Here is a 22,363-nt window from a genome sequence, read left to right as displayed (position 1 = left end):
GTGCTCAGCGCACGACGATCGACCACTCGTCGTTGCCCGAGCCGCTGGGCACGAACTCGAGCGGCACGGTGACCATCTGCACGCCGTCGACGTCGCTGTAGGTGGGCTTGCCGATCTGCGCGCGCGGCGAGAGGAACTCGACGACGTTGGTCGCGCCCTGGCCGTGCTTGAGGGCCAGGGGCACGCGCTTGCTCGAACGCGCCATGCCGATCCAGTCCTTGGTGGCCACCGAGGTGTTCTCGAAGGTGACCGAGCCGGTGGAGACGCGGGCGGTGATCTCGACCGAGTCGACGGTCATGAGGTCGCGCTTCACGACGGTGTTGCCGGCATCGAAGCTGAAGGCGCTGGCCGCCACGCCCAGGCCGTCGAGCATGAGGGTGGTGTTGGCCTTGTTCACGCCCAGCGGGTCCATGAACTTGGTGTAGTCGGCCGTGGGCAGCGGTGCGTCGGCGGCAGGCACGAACAGGCCGGTGAACTCGAACTGCCACTTCGGGATGCCCTTGGCGTCGATGGTGGCCTTCACGTTGCCGTGCGCGTCGGTCATCTTGTAGACGGTGCCGTCGACGTTGCCGTAGATGGTGAGCGACTCGAGGCTGTCGGTGGCCGGTGCGAAGGTGGTGCTGACGCCGGCGGCCGTGGTGACGGCGATGGCGCAGCCGCGCATGAGCGCGGCATAGGCCGGCACATCACCGGCAGCGGCGACGCCCGCGATCTCGACCGAGAAGGCGATCTTGCTGTACTGGGTCACCAGCACGGAGCCACGCGAGCCGAAGTAGGGTCGCACGTTGTCGCGCTGGACCACATCGCCTTCGATGGGGGTCAGGGTGACTTCGCTGACCAGGATGGCGTTGGCCGCACCGGTCGGAAGGGCGTCGGTACCGCGTACCGTTTCAGGCTTGGCCAGGATGGCCATCTTGCGCATGAGTTTTGCCATGTCGGCGTTCTCCGTAGATTGGTTGGTTGGTTGATGGAAGGAAGGGACTGATGAACAGAGGGCCTGGCTCAGAGGTAGCGCCAGGTCCGCAACTGCAGGGAGGCGCCGTGGCACTGCACGCCGCAAAAACTGACCGCGCCGGTGCCGCCGACCTGCATGCCGTCGGTGGCTTTCTCGTCCTTGATCGGGCTGGGGGCGCATGCGCCGCCGAAGCTCGGGTCCGCGCGCACGGCGTCGCGCACGGCCTCGATCAATGCGTCGAAGACGAGCTCCGAAGCGGCGGTGTCGTCGACGGCCATGTAGCCGTGCAAGGTCCAGGTGTCGACGCTGAGGGTGCGCCCGACATTGAGGCTGCGCTCCTCGGTGGCGTCGCGGCGCAGCCACCAGCCGCGCAGCTGCTGCGCGCCGCCGGGCAGCGTGTGAAGGTAGAGCGCGCGCAGCGCGGCCTCGTCGCTCGCGAAGCGCTCGCGGTCGTGAACGCGGCCGATCTGCGGCACGCCGTTCAGCGTCTGGACAATGGCCGCGCGCAAGGTGTCGAGGCCGCTCATGCCGCGGCTCCGGCCGAATGCTGCGGCGTGAAGATCGTGTGGATGGAAGTGGTGTGCATCGTTGGCTGCGTTGGTTGGTGAATCAACTGTCGCGGCCGGGCCCGAAATGCAAAAGGCCGACATCTGTCGGCCCCTGGTGCGAAAAGACGGCGGCGCGCGCCTTCGTTCATGCGTTCAGTTCGCACCGGGACCCCCACCGCGAAACCACTGCTTGATGGCCTCGATGAGCAGCGCGGTGCCGATGGCCATCGCGCCGCCCGAGGCGGCGCCGAACACGGCCGCGCGCTGCTCGACGGCGCGCAGCCTTCCGTCGAGTGCATCGAAGCGCGCATCGAAGCTGTCCATGCGCCGGTTCTGCTGGTCCTGCCCCTCCTTCAGGGCTTGCACGAGGCCGTGGATCTGGCCGAGCAACAGCAGTTCCTGTGCGCGGGCGTGGGAGTCGCTCATGGGACGGGCCTTTCTGTGATGAACTCGATCAGCGCGCGATGCCGGAGGCGATCGGCGGCGCAGGATTTCGCGTTGAGGTGGTGGTTGTCCCAGGCGTCGTCGACGGTGAGGCCGGCGTCAGCAGCACAGGCTTCGACGGAGGTGTCAGCAAGTCCGCAGGCACCGGCGGGAACGTCCGTGCCCGCGAGGGCGCTGTTCCACAGCCAGACAGCAGCAAGGCTGAGGCGATGACCGCGGTCGACAGGGTCGCGCTGTGCATCGCCAGGCGCGACAGCATCCGGGTCCGCTCGCGGCGCGACAGGTCGCGCAGGATCGCCAAGCCGCTCAGCGCGGCGATCAGGAACAGCAGGAGGAACGACAAGAGAAACGCGCCGGCGTAGATCATGGAACGGGCCTTCGAGGGTGAAGTAGCGGGCCTGCAGGGCGCTGGCGCCGAGCTGGTAGCGGGTCGATGCGGCACGCCCGCGCGCGTACTCGGCTTCGAGGTCTTTCGCGAATTGCGCGGCGCGCTGCGCTTCCTTGTCCTGCCAGAGGACGCGCTCCTTGGTGCGGCCTGCGTCGTGCACGGCCCATCCGCCGACCGCGAGCAGCAATGCGCCCGCACCGACGGCCACGGCGATCACGGAAAGTCGTGTGCCAAAGCTCATGGCGCATTCCCCTGGCATTGCGCATGCAGGCGCAGACGGTCTTGCCAGAGTCCGCCGCAGGTTTTGTTGCCGGGCGCGGAGCAATCGGTCTTGCCCGCGTACTTCCAGCCAAGGATGGCGTCGCATGCGCCTGCGTAGTCCCCGCGGTTGAGCCGCTGCACCAGCACCGAGGTGTGGCCCGCGCGGCCGCCCGTGCAGAAGTTGAAGGCGCCGATGTTGTAGGCCAGGCTCACATAGGCGTCGTACTCGTGTTGGTGCAGCGGCACTTGCACGCACTGCTTGAGCGCGCTTTCATACGTCTGCACATCGCGCAACGCGCGCTGCAGCGCGGGCACGGGCGCCGTGGTGTCGCCCATGCGAACGCCGCCGGTGGTGCCGAAGCCGATGGTCGGCACTGCGGTGCCATGCACGGGGTCGGGGTAGGCTTTGTCGCTGTAGCCCTCGCGCGCGACGATGCCCACCAGCCCGGCCGCGCTGAGCGCAAGAACGGTCAGCAATTGGCGCGGCGACGCGCCCCCTTTTTCGGCGGACGCAGGTTGCCGCCAGAACCTTCGAGAGATGTCTTTGCCCATGCCCTCATGGTCGGGCGTGGGGCTCGATCGGCTGAGGTCGACATGCGCCGACCTGTTTTTCAGCGCAGGGTGCTGCCTACACTGGCCTGCCCGCCGAACGCGGGAGCGCGCGGGTCAGATCTCGCCGCCGTGCCAGACGACGCGACCGCTGATGTGCAGTTCCGCGGCCTGCTCGGCGCTGAGCACCTGGGGCTTGTAGGCGGGGTTGTAGCTGATGATCTGCAGGCCGCCGGTCGAGAAGTCGCGCTGCAGCACCTTCACGTAGTCGTGGCCGTCGAGCTGGATCACGTACACGCCGTCCTGGTCGAGCGACTTGGTGGCGGTGTCGACCAGCAGGATGTCGCCGTTGTTGATCTTGTCGGCCATCGAGTCGCCGCGCGCATGGACGATGCGGGCATAGGCCGGCTTCACGCCCTTGCGCGCCATCCAGGCCCGGTTGAACGCGAAGCGGCCCATGTCTTCCTGCGAGCCGTTGTACGAGCCCCCGCCGGCGCTCACGCGCACGTCGAGCAGTTCCACCAGCACGAAGGTCTCGTCGTCGAGCCCGTTCGACAACGGGCTGGCCGGCTGGGCGGACTGGAAAGGATTCAGCTCCGCCGGATCGACGCCCAGCGCCAGGGCCATCACATACAGCTGCGCGAGGCTGGCGTCGCTGACGCCCCGCTCGATGCGCCCCACCGTATTGAAGTGAAGACCGCTGCGCTGCGCGAGGTCGTCGATGGTGAGGCCCTTGCGCTTGCGCAGGTCCCGCAACCGCGCGCCCTGTGCAAGGGCCAGCTCGTTGACGCGGGCGGTCACCTGGGTGTCGTCGAAAGGGGTAGGGGTGGGCGACGTCACGATCACTCTGCTTTGTGCGAAGGCGCACATATTAAACACAAAAAGGTACTTTCTCAACCCAAAAAGTGTTTCACCGGCAAGAAATATCGCCTTGCGTGTTTTTTTAAATTGTCAAAACCTGTTTTATGTGCATAATCGAAACCATCAACACAAAACGAGATTTTTCGATGGACTGGCACCCGGCTCAGGTTAAAGCTGCACTTGCAATGGTCGGAACCAACCTGTCGAAGTTGGCCAAAGAACACAAATACGCGCACATCAATGAAGTTCTGTACCGCCCCTGGGTTGCGGCGGAGCGCATCGTGGCCCGCGCGCTGGCCCTCGAGCCCGAAGCGATCTGGCCCAGCCGTTACCGGCGTCCGCGCCACCGCGGCATTGCGATGACGCGCAATCCGCATGCGCTGGCACCTCCTGGCGAAGGACCTGACTGAGCGTGGCCGGGGCTCGTCGCACGGGATGCGGCCGGGTGGCCCGACATGGCACGCCAGGGCCTGGTGTGTACGCAGGAAGAAGAAGAGACGAGTGATTTCAAGAGTGCCCGATGAAGGTTGCAGCCTTCACCGGGCGTGCCAGTGAACTGAGCAGTGCCACGAGCGAGGAGAAATGTACTGTGAGAAAAGGCTTCGTCAAGACCGAGAAAAAGACCGCGTTCGACGGCGCGATGCGCTTCGAACGACTGGCAGGAGGTGCGTGATGCAGGACACCGCCTCTTCTTCCGAATGGTTCGTCGCCAAGGCCTTGCTGGCACTCGCCGAGCAGCGCATCGCGAACGCGCACGCCGAAGCGGCCGCGCCGCCACCGCCGCCCGACGACACGGCCGAGCCGATGGCGGGCGACGGCGCCCCTTTCGCCGAACGCCTGTGGCGCCTGCTGCGCATCCGCCGCGCACTGACCGCCGACGAAGCCGCGAGCCTGCTGGCCGATGCGGACGACGACGTGGCCGAGGCCCGGCGCCAGGCCGGCGCACTGATGCTGTCCTGGTCGCGGCAGCGCCCGAAGGACGTGCGCATCGGCGCGCGCCGCGTCGACGGGTTGAAACGCTACGTGCTTCAGCGCGACGTGGGCGCCACGCCGCCGCCACGCACGGCCAGGGAAGGACACCCCGCATGAACGGCGCCACGGATCAGGCAGATCGCACGGATCGCGCATGGGAGCAGCGACTCGCACGGGCCGTTGCCGCGCACCTCGAAGCGCACGGCACGGCATCGGCCGGGGAACTCGACCGCATGCTGGCGCACCACCTCGCGGGCTACCGCCCCGAGCCGGGCAGCCCGGCGCTTCGCCGGCAACTGGCACGGCTGGCGGATGGCGGCCACGTCCACGCCGTGACGGTCGGCGGCCGGCGGCGCTGGCGATGCGGTCCCGGGCCCGTGGCCGAGCGCATGGCCTCGGCGCGCCGCGTGACGCGGCTCGACACCAGCGTCTACATGCCCGTGCACAGCCCCGTGGTGCGGCCGGGCGCGCTCGACTTCACGCGGGTGCCGAGCCTGCTGCTCGGCACGCGGTTCAGCTACTGGGGGTCCGCGCAATGAGCGGCGCCGATCCGACCCTCACCGCCGCCCAGGTGCTGGCCGAACTGCGGACCTGTGTCGGGCGCGCGCACGGCCTGCACGTGCGCGATCTCGTCGCCCGCATCACCGGCCGCTCGACACCGGCGCCCGCCCAGGAACGCCGCGCGCGCGAACACGTCGCCGCGCTGCGGCTGCAGGGCGAGCACATCTGCGGCAAGCCCGACACCGGCTACTTCATGGCCGCCACGGCGGCCGAGCTCGACGAGACCTGCCGCTACCTGCGCAGCCGCGCCGTCTCCGGCCTGCGCATCGAAAGCCGGCTGCGCCAGGTGTCGCTGGCGGCCCTGCTCGGGCAGCTCGCCCTTTCCGACAACGACACCCCCCAGAACAACGCCAACTCCTGAGAGGACATTCCATGCAAGAAGCCATCGCACACCACCCGGGTTACTGGAAAGACGCCAACGACGCGCTGATCCCGGTGTCGAAGATCAAGCCCATCGACAAGGACCGCCATGCCGTCGTCAGCGAACTCTGCGAGCAGGCCCGCCAGCAGAGCGCGGCGCTGATCGGTTTCAAGGTGGCCGCCATGAACGCGGTGCACGCGTTCATCGAGCGCAGCCTGGCGGCCTACGACGTGAAGCAGGGCGGCCGCAAAGGCAACGTCACGCTCGTGAGCTTCGACGGCAAGCACAAGGTGGAACGCCGGATGCAGGACACCGTCGTCTTCGACGAACGGCTGCAGGCGGCCAAGGCGCTCATCGACGAGTGCATCCAGAGCTGGAGCAAGGGCAGCAACGCCAACATCAAGGTGCTGGTGAACGATGCATTCCACGTCGACCAGCAGGGCAAGATCAGCACGGCCCGCGTGCTCGGCCTGCGCCGGCACGACATCGCCGACGCGAAGTGGCAGCAGGCGATGAGGGCGATCGGCGACAGCATGCGCATCGCCAGCACCAAGCCCTACATCCGCTTCTACGAGCGCAACGACGTCACCGGCGAGTACACGCCGATCAACCTGGACGTGGCCGCCGTATGAGCATGCACATCACCGAACCCTCTTTCTGCGCCTGGTGCATGGCGCCCGGCGCCAGCCTGCACGAGATCGCCTGCGACGCCTGCCGGCCGCAGCTCGAAGCCGCGGGCCTGGTCGAACCTTCGGCGATGCGGGAGCGCCCGCCCGCCAAGGTGCAGATCGGCCCCACCGACATCTGAAACGGAGCCCCACCCCATGAGCCCTCCCGAGTTCGTCAGCACCCTGCCGTTTCCAACGCACACGATCGCGCCGTGGCCGCGCCGGGCCGCGCCGGCGCGCGACCTGCTGCCGCCCCGGTTGCGGGAGTTCGCCCGCCTGATCGGGTTGTCGGCCACCATGTCGTTCGTCGCGCGCTACGGCGGCCTGCGGATCTACATTCCGGCGAACCCGGCCCCCGACCATCCGTTCGCCGCACTGATCGGCTTCGACAACCTGCGCGCCCTCAGCGCCGAGTACGCCGTCGACGGCACGGGGCTTCGCTTCGTGCTGCCCAAGGCCCAGCGGGCCCTCGACGCCCTCCGCAACGAACGGATCCGCACGGACTACAGCACGGGCAAGTCGATCCGCGCGTTGGCCGCGGAACACAGCCTCGTGGAACGCCAGGTCTCGCGCATCGTCGCGGACATTTCGCTCTGACCCGGAGGCCGGGCGGCAGGGCCCGGCCTTCTCACAGGAAAACTCTGGGGACAGTTTCCGGACAAGCCCCCTGTTATCCACAGCGGGAGCGACCTCGCCCAAGTTGTTCCTGTTTTGATAGCACCGCGAAAGCACAGGAGCACACAGTGTCCGGGGTGTGACAAGTTGTTGTCAGGCAAGGGAAAAAGTGCCCTGTCCACAGATCGGGTTTACCCTTATCTACTACTACTAACTTAAATAAGAAGAATAAATAGAGAAGAGAACAGGAAGCCCGCGCCCGAAAAGGAGGCCGGGCGGGGGGTCGAAGGGTTAGCCCGGTAGGTCGAATCCGTCTCGGTTGATACGATTTTTCTCGAAGCGCCGATCCCCAGGGCGTTGGAGACAAGATGGACCCGAGCAACCCCCCAGGCGCCGGCGAGGCGCTGTACCGCGTCATGGTGCGCATCCGCGCCTTCGAGAACGCCGCCGAAACCGCCAGCCAGGGCGGGGTCAGCGCCTACGGCCAGCAGGCGGGCGGCGCCGCCAAGGTGCGCGGGCCGCTGCACCTGTCGACCGGGCAGGAAGCCGTGCCGGCGGGCGTGTGCGCCCACCTGCGCGCGAGCGACTACCTCACCTCCACGCACCGCGGCCACGGCCACACGCTGGCCAAGGGCGCGGACCTCACGCGAATGATGTGCGAGCTGTTCGGCAAGGCCACGGGCTTCAACGGCGGCAAGGGCGGTTCGATGCACATCGCGGATTTCTCGGTGGGCATGCTGGGCGCCAACGGCGTGGTCGCGGCGGGCTTGCCGATCGCCGTCGGCGCGGCGCACGCGCAAAAGCTCTTGAAGCGCAGCGACGACATCACGGTCTGCTTCTTCGGCGACGGCGCGATCAACCGCGGTCCGTTCCTCGAAGCGCTGAACTGGGCCCGCGTGTACGACCTGCCCGTGCTCTTCGTCTGCGAGGACAACCGCTGGAGCGCCACCACCGCGAGCGGCCCGATGACGGCGGGCGACGGCGCCTCGGCGCGCGCCGCGTCGATGGACATCGCGGCCACGCAGGTCGACGGCAACGACGTGTTCGCGGTGCATGCCGCCGCCGCGCGTCTGGTGGCCGAGGTGCGCAGCGGCGCGGGGCCGCGCCTGCTGCACGCGCTCACCTACCGCGTGAAGGGCCATGTGTCGGTCGATCTCGCGGCCTACCGCGACCCGGCCGAACTGGCCGCCGCGCTGGAAACCGACCCGATCGCGCGCGCCCGCGGGCACCTGCTGGACACCGGCGTGGCCGTCGCGACGCTGGACGCCATCGAGAACGCCGCGCGCGACGAGGTGGACACGGCCCTGGCCGTGGCCGATGCGGCGCCCTGGCCCGAGGCGAGCGCCGCCTTCACCGACGTGCAGACCACGGGAGCAGGCCAATGGCTGTGACGACGCTGAGCTATTCCGAAGCCGCCGTGCGCGCGCTGCAGCAGGAGATGGACGCCGACCCGCGCGTGGTCGTGCTCGGCGAGGACGTGGGCCGCGGCGGCATCTTCGGCCAGTACAAGGGGCTGCAGCAGCAGTACGGTGCCGAACGCGTGATCGACACGCCGATCAGCGAGGCCGCGATCATGGGCGCCGGCGTGGGCATGGCGCTCGCGGGCCTGCGCCCTGTCGTCGAGATGCGCGTGGTCGACTTCGCGCTGTGCGGCATGGACGAGCTGGTGAACCAGGCCGCGAAGAACCGCTTCATGTTCGGCGGCCAGGGCCGCGTGCCGCTGGTGGCGCGCATGCCGGGCGGCATCTGGGACGCCTCGGCGGCGCAGCATTCGCAGTCGCTCGAGGCCTGGTTCGCACACCTGCCGGGCGTGGTGGTGGTGAGCCCGTCGACGCCGCAGGACAACCACGGCCTGCTGCGTGCGGCGCTGCAATGCGGCGACCCGGTGGTCTACATCGAGCACAAGACGCTGTGGGGCGTGCGCGGCGAGGTGGACGACACGCTGGCCGTGCCGCTGGGCAAAGCGGCGCGCGTGCGCGAAGGCAACGCGCTCACGCTCGTGAGCTGGAGCAAGCAGATGCAGCCTTGCGCCGCGGCCTGCGACGCGCTGGCGGCCGAGGGCATCGCAGTCGACCTGATCGACCTGCGCACGCTGTGGCCCTGGGACCGCGAGACGGTGCTGTCGTCGTGCGCGCGCACGGGGCGGCTGCTGGTGGTGCACGAGGCGGTGCAGGCCGCGGGTTTCGGCGCCGAGATCGCCGCGAGCGCGGCCGAAGCCACGGGCTGCCGCGTCGCGCGGCTGGGCGCGCCGCGCATTCCGGTCGGCTACGCGCCGGTGCTGGAGGCGCAGTCGCGCGTCGGCGTGGACGCGATCGTGGCGGCGGCGAAGAAGCTGGCCGGCTGAACCACAAAAGCACGAACGGCCATGGACCCGCTCTTCTTCAAGCTGGTGCGGGTCGTCAATCTCACGGCGCGGCCGTTCCATGAGCGCGTGGGGCGCGAGCACCAGCTCACGCTGAACGAGTGGCGCGCGATGGCCGTGCTGGCCGCGCAGCCGGGGCTCAGCGCCACGCAGGTCGCCGACCTCACCGGCCTGGACAAGATGGCCGTGAGCCGCGCGCTGGCGGGCCTGAAGCGCCACCAGCGCGTGCAGCGCCGCAGCGACCCGACCGACCAGCGCTGCAGCCGCCTGTACCTCACGGCCGCCGGCAAGGCGCTGCACGCCACCGTCGGCGCGCTGGGACGGCAGCGCGAGGCCGAGCTGTTCGCGGGCGTCGATGCGAGCGAGCTGGCCCGCCTGAGCGACACGCTCGACACGCTGATCCGCGCGGTGGAGCGCGCGCCCGACCCCGGCGCAACCGATCAGACGGTGTAGCCGCCGTCCACGCTCAGGTTGGCACCGGTGACGAAGCCGCCGTCCGGGCCCACGAGGTAGGCGACCATGCCGGCGATTTCTTCGGCGCGGCCGTGGCGCGGCAGCACCATCACCTCGTGCATCGAGGCGGCGCGCGGGCCGGTGGCGGGGTTCATCGCGGTGTCGATGGGGCCGGGCTGCACGTTGTTGACCGTGATGCCACGCGCGCCGAGATCGCGCGCCAGGCCGCGCGTGAGGCCGACGATGGCGGCCTTGCTCATCGCGTAGACGCTGGCGCCCGCGTCCAGCACGCGCTCGGCGTTGATGCTGCCGATGTTGACGATGCGGCCCGTGCCGTCGCCCATGTGGCGCGCGGCGGCCTGGACGGCCACGAAGGTGGCGCGCACGTTGACGTCGATGGTGCGGTCGAAGTCTTCGAGCGAGAAGGTGTCGAGTTCGCCGCCGAGGTACACGCCGGCGTTGTTCACCAGGATGTCGAGCCGCTCGAAGGCGCGTGCGCCCTGGGCAATGGCGGCCGTCAGCGCAGCGGCGTCGCCGGCGTCGGCACGGATGGCCAGCGCGCGGCCGCCGGCGGCCTGGATTTCGCCGGCGAGCTTGTCGGCCTCGGCCTGCGCGCTGACGTAGGTGAAGGCCACGGCCGCGCCATCGCGCGCCAGCCGGCGCACGATGGCGGCGCCGATGCCGCGCGAGCCGCCGGTGACGAAGGCGACCTTGCCCGCCAGGACGGGGGAGGAGGACACAGAGGTGGAAGCCATGATTTTTCCGATCAGTTGGAGGAGGAAGGCCTTCAGTGTCGGAATTCCATTCCCTTTGCGGTAGCCATCAATCGGCCCGATCAGATTCAACCCAAAGTTGAAGATGAACGCCAGAATGGCGGCATGGAACCGCTCAATCACCTCGAATCCTTCGTGCAGAGCGCCGAGGGCGGCAGCTTCTCGGCGGCCGCGCGGCGCCTGGGGCTGACGCCCGCGGCGGTCAGCAAGAACGTGGCGCGGCTCGAGGCGCGGCTGGGCGTGCGGCTGTTCCAGCGCAGCACGCGCCGGCTCACGCTGACCGAGGCCGGCGAGCGCTTCCTGGCGCAGGTGGGCGGTGCGCTGGCCACGCTGCAGGACGCCGTGGCCGGCCTCGCGCAGGACGACGGCCAGCCGTCGGGCACGCTGAAGGTGAGCATGGGCCAGGCCTTCGGGCGCGAGCACGTGCTGCCGTTCATGGGCGACTTCCTGGCGCGTTACCCGAGCATCGTGCCCGACTGGCATTTCGACAACCAGCAGGTCGACCTGGTCGGCGAGGGCTTCGACGCGGCCATCGGCGGCGGCATTGCGCTGTCGCCCGGCGTGGTGGCGCGCGAGCTGGCGCGCATCCACGTGGTCGCGGTGGCGGCGCCGGCCTACCTGGCGGGGCGCGCGCTGCCCGCGCATCCGTCCGAGCTGGCGCGCTTCGACGTGCTGCTGCGCCGCTCGTCGCCCACGGGCCGGCTGCGGCCCTGGACGCTGCGGCATGCGAGCGGCGAAGAAACCATGGTCGACCTGCCGGCGCGCCCGCGCGCGATCTTCAACGACCCCGAGGCGATCGCGCAGGCGGCGCTGCTGGGGCTCGGCGTGGCGATGCTGCCGATGCCCTTTGTGGAGCGCGGCCTGCGCAGCGGCGCGCTGGTGCGGCTGCTGCCCGAGTGGTACCAGGATTCGGGCGCCGTGTGGATCTACTACCCGAGCAAGAAGCTGCTGCCGCCGAAGACGCGGGTGTTCGTCGACTTCGTGCTGGCGCGTTTTCGCGAGGCGCAGTTCGCGCAGCGGATGCAGGTGGGCTGAGCGGCGATGTCCATCGAAGGCCGGGGTTTTTACTCGCGACGCCTGCGGCGCCCCCCTGTACAAAGGCGCGCATGACTTCCATCTCCCGCTCTTCTTCCGTCACTTCCTCCACCCGCCGCTTCGCGCTCGTCGCCACGGCGGCGGCCACCCTCGCGCTGCTGGGCGGCGCGGCACACGCGCAGGCCACCTGGCCGACCAAGCCGGTGCGCATCGTCGTGCCCTTCGCGGCCGGCGGCACCACCGACATCCTGGCGCGCGCCGTGGCGCCCGAGCTCTCGAAGGCCTTCGGCCAGCAGTTCATCGTGGACAACCGTGCGGGCGCCGGCGGCAACGTGGGCGCCGAGATCGTCGCGCGCTCGCCCAACGACGGCTACACGCTGCTGATGGGCACGGTGGGCACGCACGGCATCAACCGCGCGCTGTACCCCAAGCTGCCCTTCGACCCGATCAAGGATTTCGCGCCGATCACCCTGGTGGCCGCGGTGCCGAACGTGATGGAGATGAACGCCGAAAAGGCCAAGTCGCTGAACATCCGCAACGTGCAGGACTTCATCAAGTACGCGAAGGCGAATCCCGGCAAGCTGAACATGGCATCGAGCGGCAGCGGCACCTCGATCCACCTGGCGGGCGAACTCTTCAAGAGCATGACGGGCACCTTCATGGCCCACATCCCGTACAAGGGATCGGGCCCGGCGCTGCTGGACATGGTGGGCGGCAACGCCGATGTGATGTTCGACAACCTGCCCTCGTCGATGGCGCAGATCAAGGGCGGCAAGCTCACGGCGCTGGCCGTGACCAGTTCGCAGCGCTCGCCCGCGCTGCCCGATGTGCCGACGGTGGAAGAAGCCGGCGGCCCCGCGCTCAAGGGCTATGAGGCGAGTTCATGGTTCGGGCTGCTGGCGCCGGCCGGCACGTCGCCCGAGATCGTGAACCGCATCCAGCAGGAAGTGGCCAAGTCGCTGGGCACGCCGGCGATCAAGGAAAAGATGCTGGCCCAGGGCGCGATCCCCAGCGGCAATTCGCCGGCGGACTTCACGAAGCTCATTGCGAGTGAGCACGTGAAGTGGGCAAAAGTCGTGAAAGAGTCCGGCGCAAAGGTGGACTGATCACGAGCCGGGACCGCTCAGGTCCCCCAGGTCACGTCCTTGCTCTCGGCCTGCGAGTCCTTGAGCATGTGCAGCAGCGGCGCGGCGCGCTGGTGCAGGCCGACATGCTGCTTCTCGGCTTCGGCGTCGTGGCCTTCGACGGCATGCTCGTCGTGGTTGTGCGGCGCCGGCTTGCTGCTTTCACGGGCCAGTGCGGCCTCGAGGGCGGCGATGGCGCCGGGGATCTGCTCGACCGTGATGATGCCCTGCGGCGCGGCCGGCTTGCCGACGATGTCGAGCAGCTGGCGCGCATGCACCTCGAGCATCACGAAGTCTGGGGCGGCCCGGGATTTGAAGCGGTAGAGCATGGTGGTGGTGTCCTCACTTATTTGTAGATGTAGTCACGGGCAAAAGGGTACACCGATTGCGCACCGCGCAAGGCGCCATGTTCGACCTTGCCGTCGGGCTTGGTCGACAGCATCTGGTGCAGCGAAATCCATCCCTGCTCGAAGCTCATCGCCGAGCCCGCGAGGTACAGGCGGTAGGCACGCAGCACACGCTCGGCGTTCTCGCCCTGGCGGCCACCGCTGCGGCCCAGCACCTCGCGCGCGGCATCGAGCTGCGCCTCGAGCGCATCCGACCACGCCCACAGCGTGCGCGCGTAATGCGGGCGCAGGCTCTCGGTGTCGACCATCTCCAAGCCGGCCGCCGCGGTCTCGCGCAGCACGTGCGTCACGTGCAGCAGCTCGCCGCCGGGGAAGATGTACTTCTCGATGAAGTCGCCCATGCCCGCACCGAGCTGGCGGTAGTTCAGCTCGCCCGAGGTGATGCCGTGGTTGAGCACCAGCCCGCCCGGCTTGAGCAGCGTGTGGATCTTGCGGAAGTAGGTCGGCATGTTGGCCGCGCCCACGTGCTCGAACATGCCCACCGACGAGATCTTGTCGAAGGGCTGGTCGTCGGGCAGCTCGCGGTAGTCGCGCAGCTCCACGCGCACGCGGCCCTGCAGCCCTTTTTCTTCGATGAGCCGCTGCACATGCGCGTGCTGGTTCTTCGACAGCGTGATGCCGGTGGCGTCCACGCCGTAGTGCTCGGCCGCCCACAGCAACAGCGCGCCCCAGCCCGAACCAACGTCGAGGTAGCGCTCGCCGGGCTGCAGCATGAGCTTGCGGCAGATGTGGTCGAGCTTGGCTTCCTGCGCCTGCGCCAGCGTGAGCTCGGGCGTGCGGAAGTAGGCGCATGAATAGACGCGGCGCGGGTCCAGCCACAGCGCGTAGAAATCGTCGGAGACGTCGTAGTGGAACTCGATCTGCGCGGCGTCCTTGCGCAGCGAATGCGAGCCGCGTGACTTGGCGCGGTGCTGCAGGCGGCTCCACCAGCTGGTGTCGGTTTCGGCGGGGTTGCCGGGCAACAGGCCGACGGTGGCGTCGATCAGGTCGCGCATGGCGCCCTCGATCTGCACCTTGCCCTCGACGTAGGCCTCGCCGATGGCCCCGACCTGCCGGCCGGCCAGCTTGGCCAGCACCGACCACTCCTTGAAAGCCAGCGTCACGCGTGAGCCCGCCTGGGCGACCCGGCGCCCGTCGGGCAGCTCCAGTGCGATGGGCACGGGCAGCGAGGCCAGCTGCGACTCGATCTTGGGTATCAAGTGTTGCATGGGGCCATGGTATTGATTTTTCCAAGAATTTGCATGACATCGCGCGCCGCACGGGCACGGGGCCTCTGCAGAGAACCCCTCGTTGACAACAGATCGTTTATGCCTAAACTATTCAACCATGAACAGCTTGACCTCCCCCCGCCTCGCGCCCGCCTCGGACCTCCAGCGCATCCTGTGCATCGGTGGGGGTCCAGCCGGCCTGTATTTCGCCCTGCTGATGAAGGCCCGCAACCCGGCGCTGCAGATCACGGTGGTCGAACGCAACCGCCCCTTCGACACCTTCGGCTGGGGCGTGGTGCTCAGCGACCAGACGCTGGGCAACCTGCGCGCGGCCGACGGCCCCACAGCCGCGCTCATCGGCAACGAGTTCCACCACTGGGACGACATCCAGGTCTTCTTCAAGGGCCGCCAGGTGCGCTCGGGCGGCCACGGCTTCTGCGGCATCGGCCGCAAGCGCCTCTTGAACATCCTGCAGGAACGCTGCCTCGAACTCGGCGTGGAGCTGGTGTTCGAAACCGACGCCACCGACGACCAGGCCATTGCCGCGCAGTACAAGGCCGACCTCGTGATTGCCAGCGACGGCCTCAACAGCCGCATCCGCCAGCGCTACGCCGACGTGTACAAGCCCGACGTCGACCTGCGCAACTGCCGCTTCGTGTGGCTGGGCACGCACCAGACCTTCGATGCCTTCACCTTCGCCTTCGAACAGACCGAGCACGGCTGGTTCCAGGCGCATGCCTACCAGTTCGACGACAAGACCTCGACCTTCATCGTCGAGACGCCCGAGGCCGTGTGGAAGGCCCACGGCCTGGACCAGATGGAGCAGCCCGAGGCCATCGCCTTCTGCGAGAAGCTGTTCGCCAAGTACCTGGGCGGCCACGCGCTCATCAGCAACGCCACGCACCTGCGCGGCTCGGCCAACTGGATACGCTTTCCGCGCGTGGTGTGCGAGCGCTGGACGCACCGCATCGACGTCGAGGGCCGCTCGGTGCCCGTCGTGCTCATGGGCGACGCCGCGCACACCGCGCACTTCTCGATCGGCTCGGGCACCAAGCTCGCGCTCGAAGACGCGATCGACCTGGCCAACGAATTCGAACAGGGCGGTACGCTCGACCATGTGCTTGAAGGCTATGAGGCACGCCGCAGCGTCGAGGTGCTGAAGATCCAGAACGCCGCGCGCAACTCCACCGAATGGTTCGAGAACGTGCCGCGCTACACGGGCATGGAGATCGAGCAGTTCGCGTACTCGCTGCTCACGCGCTCGCAGCGCATCAGCCACGAGAACCTGCGCGTGCGCGACACGCAATGGCTCGGCGGTTACGAGCAGTGGCTGGCGGGCGGCAAGGCGATGGCGCCGATGCTGATGCCGCTGAAGGTGCGCGGGCTCGAACTCAAGAACCGCATCGTGGTCTCGCCGATGGCGACCTACAGCGCGGTCGACGGCGTGCCGCAAGACTTCCTGCTGGTGCACCTGGGCGCGCGCGCCCTCGGCGGCGCCGCGATGGTGTGCGTCGAGATGACCAGCCCCACGCCCGAAGGCCGCATCACGCCGGCCTGCACGGGCCTGTACAACGACACGCAGCAGGCCGCGTTCAAGCGCATCGTCGACTTCGTGCACACGCAGTCGAGCGCCAAGATCGCGATCCAGCTCGGCCACAGCGGCCCCAAGGGCTCGACGCGCGTGGGCTGGGAAGGCACCGACGAGCCGCTCGAAAGCGGCAACTGGCCCGTGCTCGGCGCCAGCGCCCTGCCCTACGGTGAACAGAACCAGCTGCCGGCCGCGATCACGCGCGCCGAGATGGACACGCTGCGCGACCAGTTCGTCGACTCGACACGCCGGGCGGTCGAGTGCGGCTTCGACTGGCTCGAGCTGCACTGCGCGCACGGCTACCTGCTGTCGGCCTTCATCAGCCCGCTCACCAACCAGCGCACCGACGAGTACGGCGGCGACATCGCAGCGCGCTGCCGCTACCCGCTCGAAGTGTTCCGCGCGATGCGCGCCGTGTGGCCGGCCGACAAGCCGATGAGCGTGCGCATCTCGGCGCACGACTGGGCACCGGGCGGCAACACCGATGCCGACGCCGTGGTGGTCGCACGCCTCTTCAAGGAGGCCGGCGCCGACTTCATCGACGTGTCGTCGGGCCAGACCACGCGCGATGCCAAGCCCGTGTACGGCCGCATGTACCAGACGCCGTTCGCCGACCGCATCCGCAACGAGGTCGGCATCTCGACCATCGCGGTGGGCGCCATCACCGACGCCGACCAGGCCAACAGCATCATCGCGGCCGGCCGCGCCGACCTGTGCGCCGTGGCGCGCCCGCACCTGGCCGACCCGGCCTGGACGCTGCACGAAGCCGCCAAGCTGCAAAGCCGCGACGTCGACTGGCCCAAGCAGTACCTGAGCGGCCGCGACCAGATGTACCGCGAGATCGCCAAGCAGCAGCAGATCGCCGCGGCCACCGCTGCCGCGGGCCGCGCGGCCGACGCCGAAGAGACGCACTGACATGGACCTCGAAGCACGCGCCCACAGCGAGCACCCGGAGGCGCTGCGCCTCTGGCTGCGCATGCTCACCTGCACGCAGCTGGTGGAAAAGCAGGTGCGCAACGGACTGCGCGCGCAGTTCGCCACCACGCTGCCGCGCTTCGATCTCATGTCGCAACTCGAGCGCTCGCCCGACGGCCTGAAGATGAACGAGCTCTCGCGTCGCATGATGGTCACGGGCGGCAACGTCACCGGCATCACCGACCAGCTCGTGACCGAAGGGCTGGTGGAGCGCATCAACGTCGAGGGCGACCGCCGCGCCTGGCGCGTGCGCCTCACGCCGCGCGGACGCAAGCTCTTCAACGAGATGGCGCAGCAGCACGAAGACTGGATCGTCGAGGCTTTCTCGAGCCTCAACCCCAAGGAGATCGCGCAGCTTCACAAGCTGCTCGGCAAGGTCAAGCAACATTCCCACAGCAGCCAATTGGCGGAGACCGCATGAAGCACTACATCGGCGCAAGCAATCCCATGCGCGCGCAATTCGAACCCAAGGCCGACTACAAGGCCGAGCACTTCGCCTGGCGCTACGAGGCCGGCGTCGGCACCATCACGCTGAACCGCCCCGAGCGCAAGAACCCGCTGACCTTCGACTCGTACGCCGAACTGCGCGACCTGTTCCGCGCGCTGACCTACGCGACCGACGTGAAGGTGATCGTCGTCACCGGCGCCGGCGGCAACTTCTGCTCGGGCGGCGACGTGCATGAAATCATCGGCCCGCTGACCGGCATGCGCATGCCCGAGCTGCTCGAGTTCACGCGCATGACGGGCGACCTCGTGAAGGCCATCCGCAACTGCCCGCAGCCGATCGTCGGCGCGATCGACGGCGTGTGCGCCGGCGCCGGCGCGATGATCGCGCTGGCCTGCGACCTGCGCTACGGCACGCCCGCCACGCGCACCGCTTTCCTCTTCACACGCGTGGGCTTGGCCGGCGCCGACATGGGCGCCTGCGCGCTGCTGCCGCGCGTGATCGGCCAGGGCCGCGCCTCGGAGCTGCTGTTCACCGGCCGCGCCATGACCGCCGACGAAGGCCAGGCCTGGGGCTTCTTCAACGCACTGCACGACAGCGCCTCGCTGCTCGACGCCGCCACCAAGGTCGCGCGCGACCTGGCCGAAGGCCCGAGCTTCGCGCACGGCATGACCAAGACCATGCTGTCGCAGGAATGGTCGATGACCATCGACCAGGCCATCGAGGCCGAAGCGCAGGCGCAGGCGATCTGCATGCAGACCGAAGACTTCAAGCGCGCCTACGAGGCCTTCGCGGCCAAGCGCAAGCCGGTGTTCGGCGGAGACTGACGCGCATCATGATGACCAAGATCCCCGCCCCACCTTCGACCGCGCACCTCGCGCTGCCGTTCTTCGACGACGCGCACCGCGCGCTCGCCAACGACCTGCTGCCCTGGTGCGCCGCCCAGGAGATCGATGAGCGCGACGACCGCGCGGCTTGCCGCGAATGGGTGCGCCGTCTCGGCGACGCCGGCTGGCTGCGCTACGCGGTGCCCGGCAGTGCCGGTGGCGCGCTCGAGCGCCTCGATTCGCGCGCGCTCGTGCTGCTGCGCGAAACGCTCGGCTACCACTCGCCACTGGCCGACTTCGCCTTCGCGATGCAGGGCCTGGGCAGCGGCGCGATCACGCTGGACGGCACGCCCGAGCAGCAGTCGCAGTACCTCACGGCGGTCGGCCAGGGCAAGAAGATCGCGGCTTTCGCGCTCAGCGAACCTGAGGCCGGCTCCGACGTGGCAGCGATGGCAATGCGCGCCGAGCCCACCGCCGACGGCTGGCGCCTGAACGGCGAGAAGACCTGGATCAGCAACGGCGGCATCGCCGACTTCTACTGCGTGTTCGCCAAGACCGACCCCACGGCCGGCACGCGCGGCATCACGGTGTTCATCGTCGACGCGACGACGCCGGGGCTCGACACCTCGGCCCACATCGACGTGATGGCGCCGCACCCGCTGGCCACCCTGCGCTTCGACAACTGCGTCGTGCCGCGCACGGCGCAGCTGGGCACGCTGAACGGCGGCTTCAAGCTCGCGATGCGCACGCTCGACATCTTCCGCGCCTCGGTGGCCGCGGCCGCGCTTGGCATGGGACGCCGCGCGCTCGCCGAAGCCATCGCGCATGCCAAGGGCCGCCGCATGTTCGGCCAGACGCTGGCCGACTTCCAGCTCACGCAGGCCAAGCTCGGCGAGATGGCCGCGCTGATCGACAGCGCCGCGCTACTCACCTACCGCGCCGCCTGGATGCGCGACGACGCGGAGCGCCGCGGCGCGCCGGCGGTCGGCGACGTGTCGGCCGCAGCCGCCATGGCCAAGATGTGCGCCACCGAGAACGCCAGCCGCGTGATCGACATGGCGCTGCAGATGCATGGGGGACTCGGCGTGAAGGTCGGCACCAAGATCGAAAGCCTGTACCGGGACATCCGCTCGCTGCGCATCTACGAAGGCGCGACGGAAGTCCAGCAACTGATCATCGGCAAATCCGTTTTGCGGGGGTGAAACCGTGTCTGCCCAAGTCGATCGCTTCGTTCATGACCGCCTGCCGCCTGCCGCGCAGCTGCCGGTCTTTCGCTACGACCTGCCCGAGCTGCAGTTCCCCGACCAGCTGAACCTGGTCGAGGAGCTGCTGGACAAGGCGGTCGCCAAGGGCTTCGGCGACAAGCCGATGCTGCGCTCGCCCGCCGGCGTGCTCACCTACGCCCAGGCGGGCGTCGAGGTGAACCGCATCGCCCAGGTGCTGGTCGAGGATCTCGGGCTCGTGCCCGGCAACCGCGTGCTGCTGCGCGGCGGCAACTCCGTGTGGATGGCGCTGTCGTGGCTGGCCGTGGTCAAGGCCGGGCTGATCGCGGTAGCGACCATGCCGCTGCTGCGCGCCAAGGAGCTGGGCGAGATCATCGAAAAATCGCAGCCCGTGGCCGCGCTGTGCGAGGGCCGCCTGCTCGAGGAGCTGGTGGCCGCGCAGCAGGCGCATCCCGTGCTCGCGACGGTGATTGCCTTCAATCAGCCGGACGCGCCCGATTCGCTGTCGGCCCGCGCAGCGAGCAAGAGCGGCGTGTTCCAGGCCTGCCCCACGGCGGCCGACGACATCGCGCTGCTGGCCTTCACCTCGGGCACCACGGGCAAGCCCAAGGCGCCCGTCACCACGCACCGCGACGTGGTCGCCATGTGCCAGACCTGGCCGCGCCACGTGCTGCGCGCGCGCAGCGACGACATCGTGGTCGGCACGCCGCCGCTGGCCTTCACCTTCGGGCTCGGCGGGCTGCTGATCTTCCCGATGTGGGCCGGTGCGTCGGTGTACTTTCCCGAGGGCGCCTTCTCACCCGAAGCGCTCGTGAAGCTCATCAACGAGGTCGGCGCGACCCTCTGCTACACCGCGCCCACCTTCTATCGCCAGATGGCGCCCTTCGTCCGGCAGCACGGGGCGCCGAGCCTGCGCATCTGCGTGAGCGCAGGCGAGGCGCTTCCCGACGCCACGCGCCAGCTCTGGAAGGAGACCACCGGCATCGAGATGCTCGACGGCATCGGCGGCACCGAGGTGTTCCACATCTACATCTCGGCCGCCGGCGACGAGGTGCGCCGCGGCGCCGTCGGCAAGGCGGTGCCGGGGTTCACGGCCAAGGTGGTCGACGACGAGGGCAACGAGGTGCCGCGCGGCACGGTCGGCAAGCTGGCGCTGCAAGGGCCGGTCGGCTGCCGCTACCTCGACGATCCGCGCCAGGCCGACTACGTGAAGAACGGCTGGAACTACCCCGGCGACTCGTTCGTGCAGGATGACGACGGCTACTTCTTCTATCAGGCGCGTGCGGACGACATGATCATCACGGCCGGCTACAACGTCGGCGGCCCGGAGGTGGAAGATGCGCTGCTCAAGCACCCGGCCGTGGCCGAGTGCGGCGTGATCGGCAAGCCCGACGCCGACCGCGGCATGATCGTGAAAGCCTTCTGCGTGCTCAAGCCCGGCAACGCCGGCGACGCAGCGATGGTGAAGGCCCTCCAGGACCACGTGAAAGCCACCATCGCCCCCTTCAAGTACCCGCGGGAGATCGAGTTCGTGACGGCGCTGCCGCGCACCGAAACCGGCAAACTCCAGCGCTTCAAATTGAGACAACTCAACAGCAACACACCATCATGACGAACAAACTCATTCAGCCCCCGGGCTGGCTGCCCCCGAAGGGCTATGCAAACGGCATCGCGGCGCGCGGCACCCAGGTGTTCGTCGGCGGCCAGATCGGCTGGAATGCCCAGCAGCAGTTCGAATCCGACGACTTCATCGACCAGTGCGGTCAGGCGCTGCGCAACATCGCCGAGGTGCTGCGCGAAGCCGGTGCCGGCCCCGAGCACATGGTGCGCATGACCTGGTACGTGACGGACCGCGACGAGTACAGCCGGCGCCTGTCCGAGCTCGGCCCGGTCTACCGCGACGCGCTGGGCCGCAACTTCCCGGCCATGACCTGCGTGCAGGTGGCGGCGCTGGTGGAGCACCGCGCGAAGGTGGAGATCGAGGTTACGGCGGTCATTCCGGACTGACCCCGCCCTTGGGCTGCGCGCCAGCGCAGTCTTCAGGCGCCGCTGCGGCGCACGTTCTCGAAACCGGCCTCTTTGCGGGGCGGGCCAGAAACAGAAAAGCCCTCTTCGCGAGGGCATTTTTTTGTGTCGAATTTCGACCGGGAATTTCCAAAAGAATTTGGACAAAGAAAAAGGCCCTTTGATTTCTCAAAGGGCCTTTTAAATTGGTTGCGCGAGCAAGATTTGAACTTGCGACCTTTGGGTTATGAGCCCAACGAGCTACCAGGCTGCTCCATCGCGCGGCAAGTATAAATTATAGCTTATTCAGCGGCGTTTTGCTCAGCGCCAGCATCTTTAATTTCAGCACGGTCGACCAGTTCGACGAGCGCCATCGGGGCGTTGTCGCCCACGCGGAAACCCATCTTCAGGATGCGGGTGTAGCCGCCCGGACGCGCGGCGAAACGCGGGCCGAGTTCGCCGAAGAGCTTGACGACGCTGTCGCGGCTGCGCAGGCGGTCGAAGGCCAGGCGCTTGTTGGCGAGCGTGGGCTTCTTGGCCAGGGTGATCATCGGCTCGATGACGCGGCGCAGTTCCTTGGCCTTGGGGACCGTGGTCTTGATGACTTCGTGCTCGATGAGCGAATTCATCATGTTCTGCAGCATCGCAAGGCGGTGCGAGCTGGTGCGGTTGAGTTTGCGAAGTCCGTGTCCGTGACGCATGGTGCTTTTCCTTTACTTTATTAAACAGGCAGCCGTATCAGGTACTGCCCGGGCA

29 protein-coding genes and 1 tRNA gene are annotated in these 22,363 nt (G+C 68.5%); 19 read left to right on the top strand and 11 right to left on the bottom strand.

Going from position 1 to position 22,363, the window contains the following annotated elements:
- Positions 1–4: 4 nt before the first annotated feature.
- The 6 genes from AC07Q9_RS19470 to AC07Q9_RS19445 form a co-directional block, all read right to left on the bottom strand.
- Positions 5–934 (bottom strand): phage tail tube protein, encoded by a 930-nt coding sequence (locus AC07Q9_RS19470; protein WP_492683416.1) that lies wholly within the window; start codon positions 932–934, stop codon positions 5–7.
- A gap of 68 nt (positions 935–1,002) precedes the next feature.
- Positions 1,003–1,482: a hypothetical protein gene (locus AC07Q9_RS19465; protein WP_495261448.1), complete on the bottom strand. Its 480-nt coding sequence runs from the start codon at positions 1,480–1,482 to the stop codon at positions 1,003–1,005.
- A gap of 174 nt (positions 1,483–1,656) precedes the next feature.
- The gene (locus AC07Q9_RS19460; protein ID WP_235944287.1) at positions 1,657–1,929 is read right to left on the bottom strand and encodes a hypothetical protein; all 273 of its coding nucleotides are present in this window, start codon (positions 1,927–1,929) and stop codon (positions 1,657–1,659) included.
- Entirely contained in the window at positions 1,926–2,576 is a 651-nt protein-coding gene (locus tag AC07Q9_RS19455; protein ID WP_495311364.1) for a hypothetical protein, read from the bottom strand. Before AC07Q9_RS19455 ends, AC07Q9_RS19460 begins: the two co-directional genes overlap by 4 nt.
- The gene (locus tag AC07Q9_RS19450; RefSeq protein ID WP_495311362.1) at positions 2,573–3,073 is read right to left on the bottom strand and encodes a lysozyme; all 501 of its coding nucleotides are present in this window, start codon (positions 3,071–3,073) and stop codon (positions 2,573–2,575) included. The genes AC07Q9_RS19455 and AC07Q9_RS19450 overlap by 4 nt, the downstream gene beginning before the upstream one ends.
- Before the next feature lie 189 nt (positions 3,074–3,262).
- Complete coding sequence (locus tag AC07Q9_RS19445; RefSeq protein WP_221937729.1) at positions 3,263–3,985, bottom strand: XRE family transcriptional regulator; 723 nt, start codon at positions 3,983–3,985, stop codon at positions 3,263–3,265.
- 167 nt (positions 3,986–4,152) lie between these two features.
- Between AC07Q9_RS19445 and AC07Q9_RS19440 the strand changes: the two genes are divergently transcribed.
- The 11 genes from AC07Q9_RS19440 to AC07Q9_RS19390 all read left to right on the top strand — a co-directional run bounded on the left by AC07Q9_RS19440 (position 4,153) and on the right by AC07Q9_RS19390 (position 9,998).
- Positions 4,153–4,416, top strand: a complete 264-nt coding sequence (locus AC07Q9_RS19440) for a helix-turn-helix domain-containing protein (RefSeq protein ID WP_159274832.1) — start codon at positions 4,153–4,155, stop codon at positions 4,414–4,416.
- A gap of 110 nt (positions 4,417–4,526) precedes the next feature.
- Entirely contained in the window at positions 4,527–4,679 is a 153-nt protein-coding gene (locus AC07Q9_RS19435) for a hypothetical protein (protein ID WP_185993763.1), read from the top strand.
- Complete coding sequence (locus tag AC07Q9_RS19430; protein WP_495311361.1) at positions 4,679–5,095, top strand: hypothetical protein; 417 nt, start codon at positions 4,679–4,681, stop codon at positions 5,093–5,095. The genes AC07Q9_RS19435 and AC07Q9_RS19430 overlap by 1 nt, the downstream gene beginning before the upstream one ends.
- Before the next feature lie 116 nt (positions 5,096–5,211).
- Entirely contained in the window at positions 5,212–5,517 is a 306-nt protein-coding gene (locus AC07Q9_RS19425) for a hypothetical protein (protein WP_495311360.1), read from the top strand.
- On the top strand, positions 5,514–5,900 hold the full coding sequence (locus AC07Q9_RS19420; RefSeq protein WP_495311358.1) for a hypothetical protein: 387 nt from the start codon (positions 5,514–5,516) through the stop codon (positions 5,898–5,900). Before AC07Q9_RS19425 ends, AC07Q9_RS19420 begins: the two co-directional genes overlap by 4 nt.
- An 11-nt stretch (positions 5,901–5,911) precedes the next feature.
- Entirely contained in the window at positions 5,912–6,532 is a 621-nt protein-coding gene (locus AC07Q9_RS19415) for a DUF3164 family protein (RefSeq protein ID WP_095950404.1), read from the top strand.
- On the top strand, positions 6,529–6,708 hold the full coding sequence (locus AC07Q9_RS19410; protein WP_139700597.1) for a hypothetical protein: 180 nt from the start codon (positions 6,529–6,531) through the stop codon (positions 6,706–6,708). The genes AC07Q9_RS19415 and AC07Q9_RS19410 overlap by 4 nt, the downstream gene beginning before the upstream one ends.
- Positions 6,709–6,724: 16 nt before the next feature.
- A complete protein-coding gene (locus AC07Q9_RS19405; RefSeq protein WP_492683422.1) occupies positions 6,725–7,165 on the top strand; it encodes a Mor transcription activator family protein in 441 nt (146 codons plus the stop codon).
- Positions 7,166–7,551: 386 nt separating this feature from the next.
- The gene (locus AC07Q9_RS19400) at positions 7,552–8,574 is read left to right on the top strand and encodes a thiamine pyrophosphate-dependent dehydrogenase E1 component subunit alpha (RefSeq protein WP_495311356.1); all 1,023 of its coding nucleotides are present in this window, start codon (positions 7,552–7,554) and stop codon (positions 8,572–8,574) included.
- Positions 8,565–9,527, top strand: a complete 963-nt coding sequence (locus tag AC07Q9_RS19395) for an alpha-ketoacid dehydrogenase subunit beta (RefSeq protein WP_454900997.1) — start codon at positions 8,565–8,567, stop codon at positions 9,525–9,527. Before AC07Q9_RS19400 ends, AC07Q9_RS19395 begins: the two co-directional genes overlap by 10 nt.
- A gap of 21 nt (positions 9,528–9,548) precedes the next feature.
- The gene (locus tag AC07Q9_RS19390) at positions 9,549–9,998 is read left to right on the top strand and encodes a MarR family winged helix-turn-helix transcriptional regulator (RefSeq protein ID WP_495311353.1); all 450 of its coding nucleotides are present in this window, start codon (positions 9,549–9,551) and stop codon (positions 9,996–9,998) included.
- Here AC07Q9_RS19390 and AC07Q9_RS19385 read toward each other — a convergent pair.
- Complete coding sequence (locus tag AC07Q9_RS19385) at positions 9,986–10,753, bottom strand: SDR family oxidoreductase (protein WP_495311351.1); 768 nt, start codon at positions 10,751–10,753, stop codon at positions 9,986–9,988. The two genes, AC07Q9_RS19390 and AC07Q9_RS19385, sit on opposite strands and share 13 nt — an antisense overlap.
- A 123-nt stretch (positions 10,754–10,876) precedes the next feature.
- On the opposite strand from AC07Q9_RS19385, the gene AC07Q9_RS19380 reads away from it, so the two are divergent.
- Both AC07Q9_RS19380 and AC07Q9_RS19375 read left to right on the top strand, forming a co-directional pair.
- A complete protein-coding gene (locus tag AC07Q9_RS19380; protein ID WP_495311349.1) occupies positions 10,877–11,806 on the top strand; it encodes a LysR family transcriptional regulator in 930 nt (309 codons plus the stop codon).
- A 71-nt stretch (positions 11,807–11,877) separates the two neighbouring features.
- Positions 11,878–12,912 carry a Bug family tripartite tricarboxylate transporter substrate binding protein gene (locus AC07Q9_RS19375; protein ID WP_492683427.1) on the top strand — a complete coding sequence of 345 codons (1,035 nt, stop codon included), beginning with the start codon at positions 11,878–11,880 and terminating at the stop codon, positions 12,910–12,912.
- 17 nt (positions 12,913–12,929) lie between these two features.
- On the opposite strand, the gene AC07Q9_RS19370 is transcribed toward AC07Q9_RS19375, so the two are convergent.
- Both AC07Q9_RS19370 and AC07Q9_RS19365 read right to left on the bottom strand, forming a co-directional pair.
- The gene (locus AC07Q9_RS19370) at positions 12,930–13,259 is read right to left on the bottom strand and encodes a DUF1840 domain-containing protein (protein WP_489061229.1); all 330 of its coding nucleotides are present in this window, start codon (positions 13,257–13,259) and stop codon (positions 12,930–12,932) included.
- 17 nt (positions 13,260–13,276) lie between these two features.
- On the bottom strand, positions 13,277–14,545 hold the full coding sequence (locus AC07Q9_RS19365) for a class I SAM-dependent methyltransferase (protein WP_489061230.1): 1,269 nt from the start codon (positions 14,543–14,545) through the stop codon (positions 13,277–13,279).
- Positions 14,546–14,663: 118 nt separating this feature from the next.
- On the opposite strand from AC07Q9_RS19365, the gene AC07Q9_RS19360 reads away from it, so the two are divergent.
- Genes AC07Q9_RS19360 through AC07Q9_RS19335 form a run of 6 tightly spaced genes read left to right on the top strand, consistent with a single transcriptional unit; the run spans position 14,664 to position 21,610 of the window.
- Positions 14,664–17,048, top strand: a complete 2,385-nt coding sequence (locus tag AC07Q9_RS19360) for a bifunctional salicylyl-CoA 5-hydroxylase/oxidoreductase (RefSeq protein ID WP_495311346.1) — start codon at positions 14,664–14,666, stop codon at positions 17,046–17,048.
- Position 17,049: 1 nt separating this feature from the next.
- Positions 17,050–17,529, top strand: coding sequence for a MarR family winged helix-turn-helix transcriptional regulator (locus tag AC07Q9_RS19355; protein ID WP_101491458.1), 480 nt, complete (start codon positions 17,050–17,052; stop codon positions 17,527–17,529).
- Positions 17,526–18,380 (top strand): enoyl-CoA hydratase family protein, encoded by an 855-nt coding sequence (locus AC07Q9_RS19350; protein WP_354347742.1) that lies wholly within the window; start codon positions 17,526–17,528, stop codon positions 18,378–18,380. The genes AC07Q9_RS19355 and AC07Q9_RS19350 overlap by 4 nt, the downstream gene beginning before the upstream one ends.
- Before the next feature lie 8 nt (positions 18,381–18,388).
- Entirely contained in the window at positions 18,389–19,582 is a 1,194-nt protein-coding gene (locus AC07Q9_RS19345; protein ID WP_139700616.1) for an acyl-CoA dehydrogenase family protein, read from the top strand.
- 4 nt (positions 19,583–19,586) lie between these two features.
- The gene (locus AC07Q9_RS19340) at positions 19,587–21,215 is read left to right on the top strand and encodes an AMP-binding protein (protein WP_495311344.1); all 1,629 of its coding nucleotides are present in this window, start codon (positions 19,587–19,589) and stop codon (positions 21,213–21,215) included.
- Positions 21,212–21,610 (top strand): RidA family protein, encoded by a 399-nt coding sequence (locus tag AC07Q9_RS19335; protein ID WP_056576966.1) that lies wholly within the window; start codon positions 21,212–21,214, stop codon positions 21,608–21,610. The genes AC07Q9_RS19340 and AC07Q9_RS19335 overlap by 4 nt, the downstream gene beginning before the upstream one ends.
- Before the next feature lie 204 nt (positions 21,611–21,814).
- Here the strand turns inward: AC07Q9_RS19335 and AC07Q9_RS19330 are convergent.
- Together AC07Q9_RS19330 and rplQ are read right to left on the bottom strand one after the other, a co-directional pair.
- Positions 21,815–21,891: transfer RNA gene (locus tag AC07Q9_RS19330), tRNA-Met, on the bottom strand.
- Between the two features lie 18 nt (positions 21,892–21,909).
- Positions 21,910–22,308, bottom strand: coding sequence for a 50S ribosomal protein L17 (gene rplQ / locus AC07Q9_RS19325; RefSeq protein ID WP_056576970.1), 399 nt, complete (start codon positions 22,306–22,308; stop codon positions 21,910–21,912).
- Positions 22,309–22,363 lie beyond the last annotated feature (55 nt).

It is taken from the genome of Variovorax sp. GW821-FHT09A10 (assembly GCF_059418385.1).
Note: the sequence above shows the minus strand (reverse complement) of the source record. Positions and strands in the feature narration are given on the sequence as shown.